This window comes from Halosimplex halobium, assembly GCF_051414055.1.
GTDB classification, from domain to species: Archaea; Halobacteriota; Halobacteria; order Halobacteriales; family Haloarculaceae; genus Halosimplex; species Halosimplex halobium.
On sequence record NZ_JBLKNX010000001.1, the window covers coordinates 114,449 to 132,634 of the forward strand.

21 protein-coding genes are annotated in these 18,186 nt (G+C 72.1%); 8 read left to right on the plus strand and 13 right to left on the minus strand.

Going from position 1 to position 18,186, the window contains the following annotated elements; all coding sequences use genetic code 11:
• Nucleotides 1-12 precede the first annotated feature (12 nt).
• On the plus strand, nt 13-939 hold the full coding sequence (locus ACMGFG_RS00600; RefSeq protein WP_436928409.1) for a hypothetical protein: 927 nt from the start codon (nt 13-15) through the stop codon (nt 937-939).
• Here the strand turns inward: ACMGFG_RS00600 and ACMGFG_RS00605 are convergent.
• A complete protein-coding gene (locus tag ACMGFG_RS00605) occupies nt 917-2,329 on the minus strand; it encodes a class II fumarate hydratase (protein WP_436928410.1) in 1,413 nt (470 codons plus the stop codon). The two genes, ACMGFG_RS00600 and ACMGFG_RS00605, sit on opposite strands and share 23 nt — an antisense overlap.
• A gap of 172 nt (nt 2,330-2,501) precedes the next feature.
• Between ACMGFG_RS00605 and ACMGFG_RS00610 the strand changes: the two genes are divergently transcribed.
• The gene (locus ACMGFG_RS00610) at nt 2,502-3,260 is read left to right on the plus strand and encodes a hypothetical protein (protein WP_436928411.1); all 759 of its coding nucleotides are present in this window, start codon (nt 2,502-2,504) and stop codon (nt 3,258-3,260) included.
• Between the two features lie 31 nt (nt 3,261-3,291).
• On the opposite strand, the gene ACMGFG_RS00615 is transcribed toward ACMGFG_RS00610, so the two are convergent.
• Together ACMGFG_RS00615 and fen are read right to left on the minus strand one after the other, a co-directional pair.
• Nucleotides 3,292-4,566 carry a DUF7282 domain-containing protein gene (locus ACMGFG_RS00615; RefSeq protein ID WP_436928412.1) on the minus strand — a complete coding sequence of 425 codons (1,275 nt, stop codon included), beginning with the start codon at nt 4,564-4,566 and terminating at the stop codon, nt 3,292-3,294.
• A 228-nt stretch (nt 4,567-4,794) separates the two neighbouring features.
• Nucleotides 4,795-5,775 (minus strand): flap endonuclease-1, encoded by a 981-nt coding sequence (gene fen, locus ACMGFG_RS00620; protein ID WP_436928413.1) that lies wholly within the window; start codon nt 5,773-5,775, stop codon nt 4,795-4,797.
• A gap of 142 nt (nt 5,776-5,917) precedes the next feature.
• On the opposite strand from fen, the gene ACMGFG_RS00625 reads away from it, so the two are divergent.
• Complete coding sequence (locus tag ACMGFG_RS00625; protein WP_436928414.1) at nt 5,918-6,880, plus strand: DUF8054 domain-containing protein; 963 nt, start codon at nt 5,918-5,920, stop codon at nt 6,878-6,880.
• Between the two features lie 30 nt (nt 6,881-6,910).
• On the opposite strand, the gene ACMGFG_RS00630 is transcribed toward ACMGFG_RS00625, so the two are convergent.
• A complete protein-coding gene (locus tag ACMGFG_RS00630; protein ID WP_436928415.1) occupies nt 6,911-7,531 on the minus strand; it encodes a GNAT family N-acetyltransferase in 621 nt (206 codons plus the stop codon).
• Nucleotides 7,532-7,673: 142 nt separating this feature from the next.
• Here ACMGFG_RS00630 and ACMGFG_RS00635 point away from each other — a divergent pair, with 142 nt between their 5' ends.
• Nucleotides 7,674-8,303 carry a class I SAM-dependent methyltransferase gene (locus tag ACMGFG_RS00635; RefSeq protein WP_436928416.1) on the plus strand — a complete coding sequence of 210 codons (630 nt, stop codon included), beginning with the start codon at nt 7,674-7,676 and terminating at the stop codon, nt 8,301-8,303.
• A gap of 27 nt (nt 8,304-8,330) precedes the next feature.
• Nucleotides 8,331-8,756, plus strand: coding sequence for a DUF3054 domain-containing protein (locus ACMGFG_RS00640; RefSeq protein WP_436928417.1), 426 nt, complete (start codon nt 8,331-8,333; stop codon nt 8,754-8,756).
• Between the two features lie 174 nt (nt 8,757-8,930).
• Here ACMGFG_RS00640 and ACMGFG_RS00645 read toward each other — a convergent pair whose 3' ends face one another.
• A complete protein-coding gene (locus tag ACMGFG_RS00645) occupies nt 8,931-9,101 on the minus strand; it encodes a DUF7331 family protein (RefSeq protein ID WP_436928418.1) in 171 nt (56 codons plus the stop codon).
• 439 nt (nt 9,102-9,540) lie between these two features.
• Here ACMGFG_RS00645 and ACMGFG_RS00650 point away from each other — a divergent pair, with 439 nt between their 5' ends.
• A complete protein-coding gene (locus ACMGFG_RS00650; RefSeq protein ID WP_436928419.1) occupies nt 9,541-9,759 on the plus strand; it encodes a DUF8015 family protein in 219 nt (72 codons plus the stop codon).
• 111 nt (nt 9,760-9,870) lie between these two features.
• Complete coding sequence (locus tag ACMGFG_RS00655) at nt 9,871-10,872, plus strand: ornithine cyclodeaminase family protein (RefSeq protein ID WP_436928420.1); 1,002 nt, start codon at nt 9,871-9,873, stop codon at nt 10,870-10,872.
• Nucleotides 10,873-10,894: 22 nt separating this feature from the next.
• Here the strand turns inward: ACMGFG_RS00655 and ACMGFG_RS00660 are convergent, their stop codons facing one another.
• From ACMGFG_RS00660 to srp19, 6 genes are all read right to left on the minus strand, one after another.
• The gene (locus tag ACMGFG_RS00660; protein ID WP_436928421.1) at nt 10,895-11,077 is read right to left on the minus strand and encodes a hypothetical protein; all 183 of its coding nucleotides are present in this window, start codon (nt 11,075-11,077) and stop codon (nt 10,895-10,897) included.
• An 11-nt stretch (nt 11,078-11,088) separates the two neighbouring features.
• On the minus strand, nt 11,089-11,259 hold the full coding sequence (locus tag ACMGFG_RS00665) for a hypothetical protein (protein ID WP_436928422.1): 171 nt from the start codon (nt 11,257-11,259) through the stop codon (nt 11,089-11,091).
• A gap of 151 nt (nt 11,260-11,410) precedes the next feature.
• Nucleotides 11,411-12,562 (minus strand): presenilin family intramembrane aspartyl protease PSH, encoded by a 1,152-nt coding sequence (locus tag ACMGFG_RS00670; protein ID WP_436928423.1) that lies wholly within the window; start codon nt 12,560-12,562, stop codon nt 11,411-11,413.
• Nucleotides 12,563-12,604: 42 nt separating this feature from the next.
• Entirely contained in the window at nt 12,605-13,510 is a 906-nt protein-coding gene (locus ACMGFG_RS00675) for a phosphatase PAP2 family protein (protein ID WP_436928424.1), read from the minus strand.
• Between the two features lie 68 nt (nt 13,511-13,578).
• Nucleotides 13,579-13,806, minus strand: coding sequence for an H/ACA ribonucleoprotein complex subunit GAR1 (locus ACMGFG_RS00680; RefSeq protein WP_436928425.1), 228 nt, complete (start codon nt 13,804-13,806; stop codon nt 13,579-13,581).
• A 19-nt stretch (nt 13,807-13,825) separates the two neighbouring features.
• Complete coding sequence (gene srp19 / locus ACMGFG_RS00685) at nt 13,826-14,104, minus strand: signal recognition particle subunit SRP19 (protein WP_436928426.1); 279 nt, start codon at nt 14,102-14,104, stop codon at nt 13,826-13,828.
• A 295-nt stretch (nt 14,105-14,399) separates the two neighbouring features.
• Here srp19 and ACMGFG_RS00690 point away from each other — a divergent pair, with 295 nt between their 5' ends.
• Nucleotides 14,400-16,625, plus strand: a complete 2,226-nt coding sequence (locus ACMGFG_RS00690) for a beta-glucosidase (RefSeq protein WP_436928427.1) — start codon at nt 14,400-14,402, stop codon at nt 16,623-16,625.
• A gap of 6 nt (nt 16,626-16,631) precedes the next feature.
• Here the strand turns inward: ACMGFG_RS00690 and ACMGFG_RS00695 are convergent, their stop codons facing one another.
• Nucleotides 16,632-17,243, minus strand: a complete 612-nt coding sequence (locus tag ACMGFG_RS00695) for a cysteine hydrolase family protein (protein WP_436928428.1) — start codon at nt 17,241-17,243, stop codon at nt 16,632-16,634.
• A gap of 1 nt (nt 17,244) precedes the next feature.
• Nucleotides 17,245-18,075 carry a YqcI/YcgG family protein gene (locus tag ACMGFG_RS00700; RefSeq protein ID WP_436928429.1) on the minus strand — a complete coding sequence of 277 codons (831 nt, stop codon included), beginning with the start codon at nt 18,073-18,075 and terminating at the stop codon, nt 17,245-17,247.
• Nucleotides 18,076-18,186: the final 111 nt, after the last annotated feature.

Below are 18,186 nucleotides of genomic sequence, written 5' to 3' on the forward strand. Positions count from 1 at the left end.
GTAGCCGCGGCCATGGACGGGCGCGCGGTGGTCGTCGTCGCCCTCGTCGCCCTCGCGGGCTGTTCGATCGTCGCCGACGGGGGCAATCCGGAGGGGCCCGCCGAGACGCTGACGCCGGCACCGGTGCCGACGACCGCGCCGACGGACACGGCCGCGCCCTCGCCGCTTCCGCCGGGCGTGACGACACGCGGGACCATCAGCCCGGGCGCGCTCGCCGCCGCCCATGTCCGGGCGGTCACCGGCCGGTCGTACGTCTGGACCGAGCGCCGGCGGACGCTGACGGCCACGGGCGACGGCAACTGGACGGTCGCGCGCAACCGCACCCGGACGGTCCGGCTGGAGGCGGGTGACACCTACCGCTGGAGCCGCTCGCGGCGGGTGGTCTGGACCGGCCTCACCCTCGCGTATCGGCCGGCCGTCGACCGCTACGCCGACGGCGACACCCGCTACGTCCGCCGGGAGGACGCCGACGAGCCGCGCTACCGCGCCCGCCCCGCCACCAACGACAGCCAGGCCGTCGCGCTGGTCGCCGCGAACCGCGTCCAGTCGTACCTGTCGCTCAGGAACGTGTCGGTGTCGGTCGGCCGGGCCGACGGCGAGCGGCGCTACTGGGTCGAGAGCGGCGGCGCCGGCGTCGTCGACGGAGAGTACGCCGCCAACTACTCGGTCGGCGCCGTCGTCACCCCCGAGGGGTTCGTCCGCCGGCTCGCCGTCACCTACACCACCGAGCGCCGCGGGACGCCGACCCGCATCGAGTACGAGTACGCCTACCGGCGGGTGGGGAACGTCTCGGTCTCGCCGCCCGACTGGCTGCCCGAGGCGCGGGCCGCCGTCGGCGGCGGGAACGACTCCGCCGCGAGCGTGACGACCGGTGCCGGGACCGCAACTGCGACCACTGACGGGACTGCTCGGGTCGCTACTCCTCGTCGCCCAGGATGACCCGCTCGGTCATCTTCGCCGGGTCGAGCACCTCGTCGGCCTCGTCCTCGCTGAGGTACCCCTCCGCGACGACGACCTCCTTGATGGTCTTGCCCTCGGCCATCGCCTGCTTCGCGACCTTGCTGGCCTTGTCGTAGCCGATGGCGGGGTTCAGCGCGGTCGCCAGCGCCATCGACTGCTGGACGCGCTCCTCGCAGTGCTCGCGGTCGGCCTCCAGTTTCGCGACGAACTTCTCGGCGAAGACCTCGCTGCCGTTGGCGATCAGCCGCGCGGACTGCAGGAAGTTGTTCGCCAGGACCGGCTTGTAGAGGTTGAGGTCGATCTGGCCCTCGGCGGCGCCCGCGGAGACCGCGGCGTCGTTCCCGACGACCTGCTTGTGGACCTGGTTGACCGCCTCCGCCACGACCGGGTTGATCTTCCCGGGCATGATCGAACTACCGGGCTGGTTCTCCGGCTGGTCGATCTCGCCGAGGCCGTTGCGCGGGCCGGAGGCGAGCAGCCGCAGGTCGTTGGCGACCTTGTTCAGCGAGCCCGCGACGGTCCGCAGGGCACCGTGGGCCTCGGACATCGCGTCGTGGGCGGCCTGGGCCTCGAAGTGGTTGTCGGCCTCGCGGAACTCGATCCCGGTCTCCTCGCTGATGTACTCGGCGGCCTTCGCGGGGAACTCTGGGTGGGTGTTCAGGCCCGTGCCGACCGCCGTCCCGCCCAGCGCGAGTTCCGAGAGGTGGTCGCGGACGCCCTCGACGCGCTCGATCCCCTTCTCGATCTGGGTGCGGTAGCCCGAGAACTCCTGGCCGAGCGTGATGGGCGTGGCGTCCTGGAGGTGCGTGCGGCCCGTCTTGACCACGTCCTCGAACTCGTCCTCTTTCTCGCCGAGGGCGTCGGCGAGCGTCGAAAGCGCGGGGAGCACGTCGTTCTCGACCGCTTCGAGGCTGGCGACGTGCATCGCCGTCGGGATCACGTCGTTGCTCGACTGGCCGTAGTTGACGTGGTCGTTGGGGTGAATAGTACGAGATCCGATCTCGCCGCCGTAGATCTCGGTGGCGCGGTTGGCGATGACCTCGTTGGCGTTCATGTTCGAGGAGGTCCCGCTGCCGGTCTGGAACACGTCGACGGGGAACTGGTCGTCGTGCTCGCCGGCGATGACCTCCTCGGCCGCCTCCACGATCGCCTCGGCCTTCTCGGTCTCGACCAGGCCGAGGTCCTCGTTGGCCTGCGCCGCGGCCTTCTTGACGACGCCAAGCGCGCGGATGAAGCGGCGCCCGAAGGTCTCCTCGCTGATCGGGAAGTTCCCGACGGCGCGCTGGGTCTGGGCGCCCCAGTAGGCGTCGGCCGGGACCTGCATCTCGCCGAGGCTGTCCTCCTCCGTGCGGAATTCCTCGTCTGACATGGTCGAAGCGTCGATTCGAGAGGCGTAAAAGCCACCGAAGTCTCCCACGCGCTCGGGATCGGTCGGGGCCGGTGGACGGTCTCCGGTCCCGGACGGGCCGCCACGCAGGCCCCAGGCCGCGGGACCGCCCGCGGCCCCAAGATACTTGCCGCCCGGCCGGTCCCTCACCGATATGGATCGCCCCGCCCTCCACCTCGCTGTCGCCGCCTGCATCCTCCTCGCCGGGTGTTCCGTCCTCGGACCGGACCAAACCCGCGAGGAGCGTGCGGTCGAGGCGCTCGCCGACGCCCGCGAGGCGGTCAACGACACCGACACGTACCGCTTCGAGGGCGACCTGCGGGTCGTCGCGACGGCTGACGGCCGGACCGAACGGGTCGAGGCCAGCCTGAACGGCACCGTCGACGCCGCCGAGCGCCGGATGCACTCGACGACCGTCCGCGAGGGCGAGGCCTCCGAGTCGTACGTCGTCGACCGGACCGCCTACCGGGAGTGCGGCGGTCCGATGGGGATGGACATGTGGGGCGTCGAGAACGTGACCGCCGACGACTGGCGGGTGGCGACGCCCGCCGCGCGCCAGCTGGCGCTGCTGGAGTCGGGGTCGCTGTCCCACAACGGCACCCGCACGCTCGACGGCCGGGAGGCGGTCCTGCTCGTCGGCCGCCCGACGACGGACGGACTCACGAGATACCAGGAGCGCCGGGACCGCTCGCTGCTGGGCGGCCCGACCGTCGACGACGCCGAAGTCCGCGTCTGGCTCGACCCCGAGACCCGTCGACCGCTGCGGTCGGCGGTCCAGTTCGAGGTGTCCCAGGGCGGGAACTCGGCGACCGCAACGGTCGACATGCGGTTCGCCGACTACGGCTCGGACCTGTCCGTCGACGTGCCCGTGATCCCCGACGACCGGACGTGGGGGACGGGCTGTCCGGGATAGCCCCCGCTCGGGGGCGACCGGAGCGGGCCCATCAGGACGCGTCGGTCGGCGTCTCGGTCCCGGTCGGCGCGTCCGTGGCCGTCTCGGTCCCGGTTTCCGTGGCCGTCTCCGTCCCGGTCGCGGTTCCGGTCGCCGTCCCGGTGTCGGTCCCCTCGGGAGTCCCGGTTCCGGTGTCGGTGCCCTCGGCCTCGGTCGTCACGAACCCGAGGTCGACGACGGCCTGGCCCTCGGCGGTGTAGGGGCCGTCGTCCTCGCCCTCGCTCGATACGAAGTCGTAGCTCCCGTCGTCGTCGGTGTCGAGGTGGGGCATCGGGATCAGCGGCTTCACGGGCGCGGGCGGGAAGGTCACCTCGGTGAGCCCCGCCGGGTCGTCGACCGCGACCTCGACCGCGCGGTGGCGGCCGGGGTCGAGGTACTCGGAGACGCCGACGACGCTCGCGAGCGCATCCCCCGCGAGCAGGCGCGCGTCGTGGAGCGCGACGAACCCGCCCTCCGAGAGCAGCGCCTCGCCGACGGTCACCGCGTCGTCGGTCACCGCCTGGTTCTCGAAGTCGACCGTCGCGAACGGTTCCGGCTCTTCGTCGTCCGCGGTCTCGGTCGGCGTCCCGTCGGGCGTCGCCGTCTCGGTCGCGGTGGGCGTGTCCGACAGGCTCTGCTCGGGGGTCTCGGTGGCAGCCCCGTCGGGCGTCCCCGTCGGCGTCCCGTCCGGCGTCTCGGTGGCGGCCCCCTCCTCGTCCGCGACGACGAACGCGAGGTCGACGACGGGGAGGTCGGCCTCGACGAACGGGCCGTCCTCCTCGCCCGCGCTATCGACGAAGTCGTAGGTGTCGTCGTCGCCGGTCTCGCGGTGGGGCATCGCGACGAGCGCGCCGGTCCCCTCCAGGCGCTCGGTCTCGTAGTCGGCGCCCGGCACGTCGAACAGCTCCGTGTCGACGCCGTAGTGGACGCCCGCGTCGAGGCGCTCCGAGACGCCGACGACGCTTTCGGTCACCTGCCCCTCGAAGAGCGTCACGTCGTGGAAGGCGACGTACCCCGGTCCGGACAGCGTCGCCTGGTCGACAGTCACGCTGGTTCCGTCGGACGCCTGGTTTGCGAACTGGACGGAGGCGAAGCCGTCGCTCATCTCCTGGGCGCCGTCGTCGCCGTCACTGCCGTCGTCGCCGTCACTGCCGTCGTCGCCGCTCTGTCCGGAGACGATAGCGCCGGTCCCGACGGCGAGCGCGCCGGTCGCCAGCGCGCCGCTCTTGAGGAACGTTCGTCGGCTCGGTTCACCCGTGGCTGGCCGGTCTGTGGGTTCGTCTGTCATCGGTGTGACTCCAGCCGGTCGTTAGGAAGTCCCGTATATAAACCGGGGAAACCGTTTTTTCGGTAGCCTCGGGGTAGCGCCCGGTAGCGCCGGCTACTCCGAGTAAGGCCACTTTCACGCGAGTAACGGCGGGTTTCCGGCCCGGCGGCCTTGCATACGCGTGTCGGCCGTTTTCGGTTCCAGCAACCGAACGGATTTCGGTTTCGGCAACCGGGCGGTCGCGCCCGGTCAGGTCCACCGGTCGAGGCCGGTCTGGACGACCGACTGCTCGATCCGCTCGAACCCGCGCTCGACCTCGTCCGCGTCGACCTCCCACCGGTCGCAGACGAACGCCCGCGCGGCGTCCAGGTCGGGTTCGATCCCGCGGTCGAAGTCGTAGTCGTCGGTGACGGCGGGGTTCAGGAACAGCTCGCGGATCCGGTCGGCGTCGTCGACGTACACGTCCTCGGCCTCGAACACCGCCCAGATGTCGCCGTGCTCGCGGACCGCCTCGACGGCGGTCTTCGGGCCGTACCCCGAGACGCCCTCGTTGAAGTCCGTCCCCATCAGGATGGCGGCGTCGACCAGTTGCTCCCAGGTGATGTCGTGGTCGTCCAGCGTCGCCTCGAAGTCCATCAGCTCGGGGTCGCCCTTGCTGGTGAGCTGGCGCAGCGTCAGCGGCGCCCCCAGCAGGAGCGCGTCGTAGTCCTCCGTGCCGACGTAGTCGACGGCGCCCTCGCGGGCCATGTGCGCGGCCTGGGCCTCCCCCTCCGCGGGCGCCTCGATCACCGGCACGTCCAGCAGTTCGAGGGCCTCGCGGGTGGTCGAGAGGATCGTGTCGGTGAGCCGCTGGGTCTGCGATTCGAGGCGGGCGACCGCGAGTTCGTCGCCCGCCTCGCGAGCCTGTTCCAGTTGCTCCTCCCGTCGCTCCCGGTCCGCGCGGCGCTGCTCGACCTCGTCGTCCTTGAGGTCGACGACGCTCCCGTCGAAGACGAACACGGGCGTGATGTCGTGTTCGAAGAACTTCGGGAGCCCCTGGACGACGCCGACGAGGTTGGCGACCTCGTCGCCGTCGGCGGTCGTGTAGATCGAGTCGTTCGTCCAGCGGACGGTCGTCGTCAGGTAGCGGTAGAGCCAGTTGTGCGCGTCCACGGCGACGACCGACCCCGACAGGTCGTCGAACGGCACCGCCTCGATAGCGGCCAGGTCCCGGAGGTCTGCGTTTCCCATCACCCCCCGATAGGTCCACCCCCGGTTTGAATCTCCCGGCCCCGCCGCAGTCGTATCCCGCACCCGACCGATCAGCCGCTTATCACGAACGTGGTTTCACTCGTCCGTCACATTCAATTCGGCGGGCCGCGAAGGGGGCGGTATGCTGGGGTCACTCGTGACGCGGTTGCGCCGCCCGGAGTACACGGGCGAGAACCGCTGTCTGCCGTGTACAGTGCTGAACGTGGGGATCGCGTCCGTGGGGGCGACGATGCTGGGGGCCTGGCTCGTCGCGGCCGGCTACCGGACGGCGGCGGTCGCCGTCGCGACCGGCGTCCTCGCCGTCTCGCTGGCGGCGATCTGGCTCCGCGGGTACCTCGTCCCCGGAACGCCGACGCTGACGAAGCGGTACCTGCCCGCCTCCGTCCTCGCGGCGTTCGGGAAGGCGCCCGAGTCGTCGCCCGAGGGGGTCGCCGCCGGTGCCGGAGCGGGAACGGACGCGGTCGCGGATGCGAGTGGCACGGCCGAGGCGGGCGGGACGACCGAGGGGGCCGAAACGGCCCCACCGGCGGAGGGGGGTGCCGGAGCGGCCGCGGAGGCCGAGGCCGAGCGGGTCGACCCGGAGGCGCTGCTCGAACGCGCCGACGCGATCGAACCGTGTCGCGGCGACGACCGCTGTCTGACCGACGACTTCGAGCGGGCGTGGCACGCCGAGATCGACGCCGTCGCGAGCGACGGACCCGGCCCCTGGCTCGGGGCGCTCGGCCTCGACGACGGCGAGGTGACGACGAAGGAACTGGGCAACGCCTTCGCGGTCAGCGTCGACGGCCGGCGGGTCGGCTCCTGGGAGTCGGAGGCGGCCTTCCACGCCGACCTCGCGGGGGCGAGCCTGCTCGCCGACCGCCTCCCGGAGTGGGAGTCGCTGTCCGCCCGGGGCCGCGGACAGGTCTGCAACGGTCTCCGCATCTTCCTGGAGACGTGTCCCGGCTGCGGCAGTCCGGTGTCGTTCGGCACCGAGACCGTCGAGTCGTGCTGTACCAGTCGCACCGTCGCCGCGGTCACCTGCGACGACTGTGGCGCCCGCGTCTTCGAGTCGCCCGTCGACGACGAGGAGGTCGCGGCCTGAGCGGGACGGACGGCTCCGGTCCGGGCGTGCTCAGACCGGCGGGTCGACGGGGTCGGGCGGGTCCGCGCCCTCCTTCTCCGCCAGGAACGCCCGCTCGTCCGCCGAGAGGTCCGGTCCCTCCTCGGACCGGTCGCGCTCGCGATACACGTCGAGGCCGGCCTGGTACGTCTCGCGCGAACGGTCGTCGGCCGGGACAGCGGCACCCCCCTCGTCGAGCGGTCGGTCGAGGACGAGTTCGGCGACGCCCGTTTCCTCGCCGGTGAAGCGGAAGCCGGCGCGGTAGAGCGCCTGATAGGCGAAGGGGTTGTTGACGGCGATGCGGGCGCGGTCGTACCCCCGGTCGGCGGCGCGGGCGGCGACGAACGCGGCCAGGTCCGGCCCGATCCCCCCGCCGCGGCGGTCCTCGCGGACGGTAATGTAGCGGATCCAGCAGACGCCCGGGTCGGTGCGGTCCTCGTTGAACGCCGCGGCGGCGACCACGTCGGCGGCGGCCTCCCCGTCGTCGGTCACCGGGGGGCCGGATCCCTCGCCGGTCCGGACGACGGCCTTCCCGGTCGAGGACATCACGAACTTGCCGGCGTAGCTGAACGCCCGCCAGTCCAGCGTCAGCGTCGGGCCCTCCTCGGGCCACCCCAGCAGGACGTGCTCCATCGGCCGTGGCTACCGGACGCGGCCCCTTGTAGGGGGCGGTAGCAGGGTCGTTCGCGAAGCGGAGTCCGCCGACGGCTACCGGCGGCGGCTATCGCTCCCGTCGGCGCCCACCGTTATCCCGCGGGCGCTCGTACTCGGCGGTATGGCACTCGGCGACGTGGGCGTCTTCCACCGGTTCGCGCGCCTCTACGACCGGGCGATGTACGCGGCCGACCCCGAGACGCTGGAAGCGGGGCTCGACCTCGCCGAGCGACCAGTCGAGCGGCTCCTCGACGTGGGCGGCGGGACGGGGCGAGCCTCGCGAGCGCTGGACGTACCGCGGCCGGTCGTCGTCGACGCGGCCCGGGGGATGCTCCGGGAGGCGCGCGGTCACGGCCTCGAAACCGTGCAGGGCGACGCCGCCCGGCTCCCGGTCCGGGACGGGTCGGTCGACGCGGTGCTCGTGGTCGACGCTCTGCACCACATGGCCGACGTCGATGGGGTCGTCGCAGCGGCCTACCGCGCGCTCCGGCCGGGCGGTGCCCTCGTGGTCAGGGAGTTCGACCCGACGACGCTCCGCGGTCGGGGGCTGGTCGCGGCCGAACACCTCGTGGGCTTCGACTCGCGGTTTCTCGCCGCCGACGCGCTGGCCGACCGCGTGGAAGCGGGCGGCTTCCGGGCGTCGGTCCCCGACCGCGGGTTCGGGTACACGGTCGCGGGTGTGAAACCCGCGACTGCGACGGAGGGGACCAGGGGCCGGGCCGCGGCCGCCGACGACCCATCGAACCAGTGAAGGGGCAACGGCCCCTCGCTCCGGGTGATGACATCCGTCCGCACGGCGCTGGCCCACCGCGTCGAGCCCGCGCCGGCCACGGCGCTGGTCGCACTCGGCGACCTCGCCTGTATCACCGCGTTCGTCCTGCTGGGCGTGACGGTCGGCCACGGGGGCGGCGACCCCGGGGTCGACCCCGCTCACGTCGCGGTCACGGTCCTGCCGTTCGCCGTCGGCTGGGCGGTCACGTCGCTGCTGGCCGGGACCTACGCGAGAAGCACGTACGCCTCGGCGAAGCGGTCGGTCGTGCGGACGGTGCCCGCCTGGGTCGGCGCGGCTCTGGTCGCGCAGGCGCTCCGCGCGACCGCCGTCGTCCCGGGCGGGGCCGCGGTCACGTTCTTCGCCGTCTCCGTGCTCGTCACGCTCGCGCTGTTGCTCCCGTGGCGGGTCGCGGCGAGCGTGCTCACGTCGTAGACGGTCGATGCGACAGAAACGGACGCGGCAGGAGGCCGCGTCCGACAGCACCGCAGAGCGGCAGCGAATTGGGGGGTACGCCCGCTGTGGTGAGTGGGGCAGTGGGGGGTCAGTTGGTCTCGCGATACCGGAGGGAGACGCAGGCGCCGGGCGAACCTCCGTCGGGACCCGCCGTCATAGCGACTCCTCGACCGGAACGGCGACTGTCGACTGGATCCACGCCTCCTGGTTGTCCCGGTCGTAGATGACGAACTCCTCGCCGCCGATGTCGAGTTCGGCGTAGCGTCGCCGCTCCTCGTCCGATCCGGTCCGTCCCTCGGGGTCGTCCGTTGCGTCTGGCGTCATTGTGTCCTGAGCCGGCGCGTGCCGTCCCTCCGTCCACACCTTGCCGATACCACATCATAAATACACGTGCCGGAGTATCACACGAGATAATATGCGGTAGAAGACATAGAGAGCGAATATCCGACGAATTAGCCGCGATCGAAGCCGTCGTTCCCGGCCGTGTACGGTCACCCCAGTTCTCAACTGTGATACCTTCCGGTGGTTCCGACCGTCCCGAGCGGGGTCGCCGACCCGGTCCCGACTTCGGGATCTCGTCGCGATCCGACGAAAATAGCGGTCTCGATGGGTGCGCACGCCTGAAATCGGTCGATAGAATTTTTGTAAGTTATGAGTTGGTTTTTCGATGGCGACGAGACAGATACATAGGTGTAATACAGAATGGTACTCGCATATTCTGGAGAACGCTTATGTATTACTATCCTGTAGTTGACGACAGATTATGACTGGATACTACGACCTCGTTCTCGGTCTGATCCCGCTCGCACTCGGAGGAATCGCCGCCCTGCTCGCCGCGTTCGGGTTCGCGCTCACGACGGCGATTCCGGTCGCCTCGGTCGTGGCCGTCGGCCTCATCGGGCACGCGATGTTCGTGAACGGTCCCGTCGACAGCGCTCCGCGTTCGTCGACCGACGACGGCGGCTTCCAGCCCGCCGACTGAACGCCGGATTTTCCGTCCCCGGTCTTTCCCGCTTCTCTCGCCGTCGTCCCCTTCTTCTCGTCGCCGTCCCGTTCCCACATCCCTAAGCCGCCGCTGGCCCTACGGTGGGGTATGACCGACGACAGGGCGCTGTTCCTGACCAGCGACGACGTGCGCGGACTCGCGACGCCCGCCGAGTACGTCGACGCGGTCCGCGAGGGGTACCGCGAGCGCGGCGAGGGCGCCCCCGCTCGCCCGCGGACGCGGCTCACCGGCGGCGACCCCCCGGGGATGCTCACCGGGTACTCGGCGATCCTCCCCGAGACCGGCGCGATGGGCGGGTACATGTACACCGGCGGGTTCGGCTCCGGCGACGCCCACTTCGTCCTCCCGCTGTTCGACGCCGAGACGGGCGCGCCGCTGGCCGTCTTCGACGGCGCGAGCCTCAACCCGTTCAAGACGGGCGCGAGCGGCGCGGTCGGGCTCGACGCGCTCGCCCGCGAGGACGCGGCGGAACTCGCGATCGTCGGCAGCGGCGCGCAGGCCCGCGGCCAGCTCCGCGCGGCCGCCACCGTCCGCGAGTTCGACGCCGTCCGCGTCTACTCGCCGACCCGCGAACACCGCGAGGCGTTCGCCGCTGCGATGGACGACGAACTCGACCCGACGGTGCGGGCGGTCGACTCCAGCAGCGCCGCGGTCGCCGACGCCGACGCGGTCGTCACCGCCACGACGGCCGCGGAGCCGGTGTTCGACGGCGCGGACCTGGCCGACGGCGCCCACGTCACCTGCATGGGGCAGTACCACCCCGAGAAGCGCGAGGTCGACGCCGAGACGGTCGCCCGGGCGACCTACGTCCCGGACCTCCGCGAGCGCGTCGAGCGCGACGCCGGTGCGTTCCTTCTCGCCCGCGCGGAGGGCGCGGTCGGCGACGACCACGTCCACGCCGAACTCGGCGAAGTGGTCGCCGGCGTCGAACCCGGCCGCACCGCTCCCGACGAGGTGACGCTGTTCGATAGCGGGGGTACCGCCATCGAGACGGTCGCCGCCGCCCATATGCTCTACGAGCGGGCCGTCGACGCCGGACTGGGTCGGGAGGTCGAGTTCCTGCCCGCCAGTCGAGCCTTCGAGGAGTGACACCGGCCCGCGACGGGCCCGCTCAGCCGCCGTCGTCGACCGTGAGCCCGCAGGCGGGGCAGTTGCGTCGCGGTCCGTCGAACGGCTGGCCGCAGTACCGACACGACCCCGGCCGGTCGGCGTCGCGCTGCCCGGGAAGCCGGGCGTCGAGGCGGTCGACGAGTCTGTCGCCGATCCGGTCGCGCAGTCTGTCGCCGATTCGCATATAATCCTCCGTCAGGCGGCCTCCCCGCAGCTCCGGCAGCGGGCGCGGCCCGTTCCCGGGTCGAACGCCAGCGCCACGTCGCCGCAGTGGGGACAGCCGCGGTCGCTCCCGTCGCGGAAGCTGAGCCGCGGCGGCACCGACCGTTCCGGACCGTTCGCCGTCGATAGTTCGCTCTCGCTCATCCTGTCTGTGAGCGGGTCGCACGCACCCTAAAGCGTTGTGGGCATACGACACTGATGTCCTAATATTCTCAATATTCGTTTCGAATTCCCGTTCTTTCGGAAAGTATCGATCGGTTCTGTCGCCGAGAGGCGGACGGTTAGGCGGTCTCGGTTACAGGTAGGGGGCGATCCCGGTCGCCTGCGCGAGCGTGAGGCCGCTGGCGACGGCGCCGACGAGATAGCCGGCGATGGTGCCGCCGTTGAGCAGGGGGAGCCCGGCGTGGGCGCGGCCCTTGAGGACCATCCACAGCAGGACGACCAGGCCGGCGGTCGTCCCGACCATGGCGGTGACCGCCGGGAGCGTCGCCGGGATCCCCAGCAGGTCGACCGTCGGGACGCTCGCCGGCGCGAAGAACGCCGCGCTCGCCACCAGCACCGTCGGGATGACGGCGTCGCCGAGGCCGATGAACAGCGCCTCGCGGTCGAGTTCGAACTCGTCGTCGCTCTCCGTGGGGCCCTCGCCGGTCGCTGACGCGGACCTGCCCGTGTCGCTCGCCGACCCGTCGGCGGCCCCGCCGTTCGGAGTCGGCGCCGCGGACCCGCCGGCCTCCGTCGGTTCGGTTCCGGTCGCCGACCGCTCGGCGTCCGCTCCGTCGGCGGCGCCCTCCTCGGCGTCACCTCCCTCGCTGACGGCGGCGGGCGTCCCGGCGTCGAGGTACGAGTACGACAGCGACAGCGGGACGACGAGGACGATGGGCACCTTGAGTTCCATGACACCGGAGGCCAGCGTCAGCATGTGTTCGGTGCCGTAGACGCTGATAGCGTCGTAGACGGCGAGCACGGTCAGGAGGACGAGCGCCGGGAGGATCCCGAAGCTGATGCCGAACAGGCCCGCGGCGCCGGCGCCCATCACGATCCCCGCCGCGTCGATGACGTACCACTCGGGGTGGACCCACAGCGCGACTCCCAGGAGCAGTCCCCCCGCCCACGCGAGGGCGTTGAGCGAGACGCCGCCGACGGGTATCGTCACCACCGGCGGGACGAGCACCCGGAGGACGAACAGGCCGATGTACGCCCCGGTCCCCACGAGCAGGAGCCGGAGCAGCCAGTCGACGCCGAAGCGGATGATCGCCAGCATGACGCCGGTCATCACGAGGATGAAGCCGATGTAGACGAGGCTGTTCGTCGGGTCCTGGGGGTCGGCGGTGGCCTGGTACCCCGCCGCCTGGAACGGCTCGACCAGCGCGAGCGCCCCCAGCTGGACGAGCAGGAAGATCCCGACGATGGCCCCCGAGGCGACGTACGCGCGCGACCGCTGGTCCATGCCGATACCTCGGTCACGACGCGTTTGAGGGTTACGCTGTCCTCAGACGAGCCGCTCGCCCAGTAGCGGCGCGCCGACGGCGCTCCCCACGGCGACGGCCGTCCCGGCGAACGCGACCGCGAGCGGCGGTTCGAACGCTTCCAGCGCGGCGAACAGGAGCCCCGCGACCAGGAGGACGCCGAACCCGGCGAAGATCTCCCCGCGGTGGGTCGGGTGGGCCGGCGTCGAGTCGGCGACGCCCCGCCAGACCGCCCAGCCGCCGACGGCGCCGCCGATGGCTGCCACGCTGTCGAACGTGAACCCGTTGAGCAGGCCGACGAGGCCGACCGCGACCGCGACCCCGAGGACGCGTCCCGGGTCGGTCCCCTCGTCGGCGAACCAGTAGAGCGCGCCGAGCAGGGCCACGCCGACCGCGGTTCCGACGACCACGTCGACGAGGTAGTGGACTCCGAGGACGAGCCGCGAGAGCGCGACGAGGACGATTACTCCGGCGGCGGTGCCGAACCGCTGGCGCGCCGTCCCCCAGTCGACGACCAGCGCCAGCCCGCCCCAGACCATCGTCGTCCCGAGCGCGTGGCCGCTCGGGAAGCCGGGGCCGTCCGCGGTCGTGGCGCGCTCCAGCAGGACGGACAGTACCCCCGGGGCCCACGCCAGCGCCGGCGGGTCGGCCGCGCCCGGCGGGCGGCCGAGCCCGAAGAAGCCCTTCAGCGCGCCGATGACGGCGACGTAGGTCAGCGCGAGGGCAAACACGAACAGCGCGCGCCTACGGTCGACGCCCAGGACGGGGAACTCCTCGCCGGCGACGAACAGCGCCCCGCCGAGGAGGAAGAGCAGCCAGCCGTCGCCGAGCTGGGTGACCAGCCCGAACAGCACCACGACCGGCCACTCGGCCAGCCCGTGGAGCGTCTCCGTGACCCCGACGCCGCGCCCGTTCGGAAACAGCTGCATCGCCACGTCGGTTGGATCTCGAGCCGTGTAAGCTAACGGGCTTCGCGGTCGGGCGAGGGGATGCCGAGTCAGCGCGCGTACAGCGCCGACCCCACCAGCCCCGGGAGGTGCACGTCGTCGTCAGTCGTCACGGCGAGGTAGGGCCGCTCGACGGGGCCGAACACGTCGACCACCCGGCCCAGGTCGTCGAGGTTCTCGTCGACGACCGGCGTCCCGATGTCGACGTGGTCGGCGTCGGGCGCGCGGACGACCGCGAGGTGCTGGGCGACCCGGACGACCTCGCCGACGCGTTTCACCGTGATCCCTCCACGGCGGTCACTCCCGGATGACGCCGAGGTAGGCGGCGACGGCGCCCAGCAGGTCGGTCTTGCTCGCGTCGTCGGCGTCCTTGACGAGGACGCGCCCGCGGGGCTCGTACTCCCGGGGGTAGGTCTTCTCGCGCTCGATGACGGCGTCGTAGCCCACCTGCTGGACCGCCTGTGCGATCTCGTCGACCGTCGGTTCCGGCACGGCCAGGTCCTCCGAGACCCGACGCCCCTCGCTGCGCGAGCAGGTGGCGTCGAGCGCCGCCGGCCAGATGACGTTCTCGACCATACCCGACGGTGAGCATCCGGGTACGTAAGGGTCTTTCCGGTCGGCGCGAACGAGTCGCGTGACGGCGACCGCCCGTGACGGCTCCGGGAGTGACGTGCCCGACCGCGGCCGAAGGGGTCCCGCGAATCCGAGGCCGTAGCCCTCAGACACCGCAGGCCGAAGGCCGAGGAGCGCAACGAGCCGCGGGAGGCGAACGCGTCGGGGCTTTCACCGTCCCGAACGCGACACACGGTACAGCTCCAACACCACGAACTCGGCACAACGAATATCCGGGCACCGCCCCTCGTACTGAGGGATGACCGACGGCCGAGTCGACGCCCTCCTCTCAGATCTGACGCTCGACGAGAAACTGCGGCTGGTCCGCGGGCGGCCCGACCCCGAGGGCCGCGCGACCGGCTACGTCCCGGGCGTCGAACGACTCGATATCCCGCCGCTGCGGCTCGTCGACGGCCCGCTGGGGGTCCGCGACCGCGAGGCGACGGCGTTCCCGGCGACTATCGCCCTGGGGGCGGCCTGGGACCCCGACCTGGCCCGCCGCCTCGGCCGCGCGCTCGCCGCCGAGACGCGCGCTCGCGGCCACGACGTGCTGCTCGCGCCCGGGCTCAACATCGTGCGCGTCCCCACGGGCGGCCGCAACTTCGAGTACCTGAGCGAGGACCCCGAGCTCACGAGCGCTGTCGGCGCGGCGTACGTCGACGGAGTCGAAACGGGGGGCGTCGGCGCGACGGCCAAACACTTCGTCGCGAACAACCAGGAGCACCGCCGCGACACGGTCGACGCCGTCGTCCCCGAGCGAGCGCTGCGGGAGATCTACCTCCCGGGCTTCCGCGCGGCGGTCGACGCGGGCGCCTCGGCGGTGATGGCCGCGTACAACCGCGTCAACGGCCACTACATGAGCGAACACCGGCGCCTCCTCGACGGCGTCCTCCGCGGGGAGTGGGGGTTCGACGGCGTGGTGATGAGCGACTGGTGGGGGACCCACGACGCCGCCGCGGCCGCCGAGGGCGGGCTGGACCTGGAGATGCCCGGCGCCTCCGCGGTCGAACTGTTCGCGCCCCACAGCCGCCTGTTGCGGGCGCTGCTCCGCCTCCGCCCCTCCGACCGGCTGGACCTCGACCCGCCGCTGCTCTGGCGACTCGTCGACCGGCTGGCCGACGAGGGCCAGCCCGACCCCTACCCCTTCGACTTCTTCGGCGACCCGCTCCGGGCGGCCATCGCCGACGGCCGGGTCGCCGAGGCGACGCTCGACCGGAAGGTCCGGCACGTCCTCGGACTGTACGAACGGGCCGGACTGCTCGACGGGGACGGGCCGGACGGGCGGACGCCGCCGGGCGAGTCGCGCACCGACGCGCCGTCCGTCGACTGGGACGCCCACCACGACCTCGCCCGGGAGGTGGCCCGCCGCGGGACCGTCCTGCTGGCCAACGACGGCACCCTCCCGCTCGGGGAGGACGACTCCCTCGCCGTCGTCGGGCCGAACGCCGACGAGGCGAAGGTCGGCGGCGGCGGCAGTTCGGAGGTCACGCCCACCCGGACCGTCAGCCCCGTCGAGGGACTCCGGGCGGGAGCGTCCCGGGTCACGTTCGAACGCGGGGTCAAGCGGGTGGCGAACCCGTCGATGTTCGACCTGCCGGGGTCGGGGCTCCGGCGGCGGGTGCGCTCGGGCCCCGACTTCGACGCCGCGGTGCAGGCGGCGGCCGACGCCGACGCCGCCGTCGTCGTCGTTCAGGACGGCGCGACCGAGAGCGAGGACCGCGCGTCGATGGCCCTGCCCGGGGAGCAGGACCGGCTCGTCCGCGCGGTCGTCGCGGCGAACCCCCGTACCGTCGTGGTCTGTCGGTCGAGCGGCCCCGTCGCGATGCCGTGGGCCGACGACGTGGCCGCGATACTCCAGACGTGGTACCCGGGCCAGGCCGACGGCGCGGCGCTCGCGGACGTGCTCTACGGCGCCGACCCCGGCGGACGGCTCCCCGTGACGGTCGGCCGGCGGTTCGAGGACTACCCGGTCGCCGGCGACGAGCGCCGGTACCCGGGCGTCGACGAACACGTCCACTACGACGAGGGCGTCTTCGTCGGCTACCGCGGGTTCGACCGCGACGGCGTCGCCCCGCGCTTCCCGTTCGGCCACGGCCGCTCGTACGCCGACTTCGAGTACGCGGACCTGACCGTCGAGCGGGTCGAAACTCCCGGAAACGACGGTGTGAACGCTCCGGCCCTCGACGCCACCGTCACCGTCGCGAACCGCGCCGACCGCCCGGGCCGGGCGGTCGTCCAGGCGTACGTCGAACCGCCGGACCCGCCGGGCGCGACCGCTCGCCCCGGGCGCGAACTCGGCGGCTTCGCGTCGGTCGCGCTCGATCCCGGCGAGCGGCGGACCGTCTCGCTCGCCGTCCCGCGCCGGGCGCTGGCCCGCTACGAACCCGGGGCGGGCTGGACGGTCGACCCCGGCGAGTACGCGCTCGTCGTCGGCCGGTCCTCGCGCGACGGTCGGGGGCGAGCGACCGTCGAGATAGCGGACTAAAACAGGTCAGCGCTCGGTTTCGAGTGCGGCGACGAGTTCGTCCGACGAACGGACGGCGGCGAACTCACCGTCGAGGTGGGCCAGTGCCGTGCGGTGGACGAGGTCGGCGTCGAAAGCCTCGCCGTCGAGGCTGCGGTCGAAGGTGACAGTCGCGTCGCGGGCGACGGTCACATCGAACCCGCGGTTCTCGGCCATCCGCGCCGTCGTCGAGACGCAGTGGTCGGTGGTGAACCCGCAGACGACGACGGCCTCGACGCCACCGTCGCGGAGCCACTGTTCGAGGCCGGTGTCGACGAAGGCGCCGTTGACCCGCTTGACGAACTCCGGTTCGCCCTCGCCGGGTTCGAATCCGTCTTTGAACGCGAAACCCGGGCGATCGCCACGCAGCGGCGAGTCCGGCTCGGTGGAGTCGTGGCGGACGTGGGCGACCGGCGCGTCCGACGCTCGCCAGGCGTCGAGAAGTGCGAGCGCGGCGTCCTCGGCGTCGGGGTTGTTTCGCGTCCCGCGGCTGGACTCGTCGAAGCCCAGCTGGAAGTCGACAAGGACGAGCGCGGGCGTCGAAGCGGCCGAGGACGAGCGGTCGGCGGCGGACCGCGACGCCGGGTGGTCGGCCGTCATCTCAGTCGTCGCTCGCGGTCGCGCGACCGGGTCGGGCGTCGAGCAGTGCGTCCGATTTCGGGTGCTCGCGCGTGACCGTGATGGGGCACTCGTCGGGCATCGCCTCGTCGTCCTCCGAAAGCATATACTGGACCCACTCGCGGTCACCCTCGACGCCCCAGTCGCCAAGGTCGGCGTGCGGACAGACGCCGTCGTACTCCTCGAGGCGACTCTGGATGACCTCGCGGGCGCGCTGGCCAGCCTCGGTGTCGGCAGTCACGTCGAGGTTCTCGAACAACGCCCTCGGCTGAAAGGTGATCTCCAGACCGACCGGACAGTACCGGCTCTTGCGCTCCTCGTAGAACGGCGCCCGACAGGTCGGGAACATCGGCTCGCCCCCGAAGGAAAACTCCCAGTAGGGGTCGTCGGGATCCGTCGGGATATCGGCGGGCCACGGCTCGGGGTCGTGGACGTGCAGAAACTGGAGGACGTGCCAGAGCGCGCGGTGGTACTCGGACTCGGAGAGGGGCTCCGCCGGCGGTCGGAAGAACGTCACGAGCGACGCACGGTCGCTGTGGTCCTCGTAGCTGTCGAGATACGCCAGCAGCGTCCGGCCCAGCCCCAGCAGGGCGTCCTTGTCGGTCATCGACGGGACGGCGGTGTACAGCGGGTCGCCGTCGGCGACCGACTCGGCGCCGAAGAAACACGGAAACGGGGTGTCGTTGCGCTCGCCGAGCAGCCCCTCGCGAAACGTCCGCCAGTGGGCGGCGACCCAGTCGGGGGCCGCACCCGATTCGACCCGCGCCGCGACGGTCTCCTGGTCGACCAGGTGTCCGACCACTCGCGCTGTCATCGGGCGAGATCAGGCACCGTCCCAAGTTCAATCCGTCGTTGGCTGTTGACAACGGTCACGGTCGTTCCGCTCGGTTTCATCCGGATCGCGTCGCATTCGACGGTTCCGTCC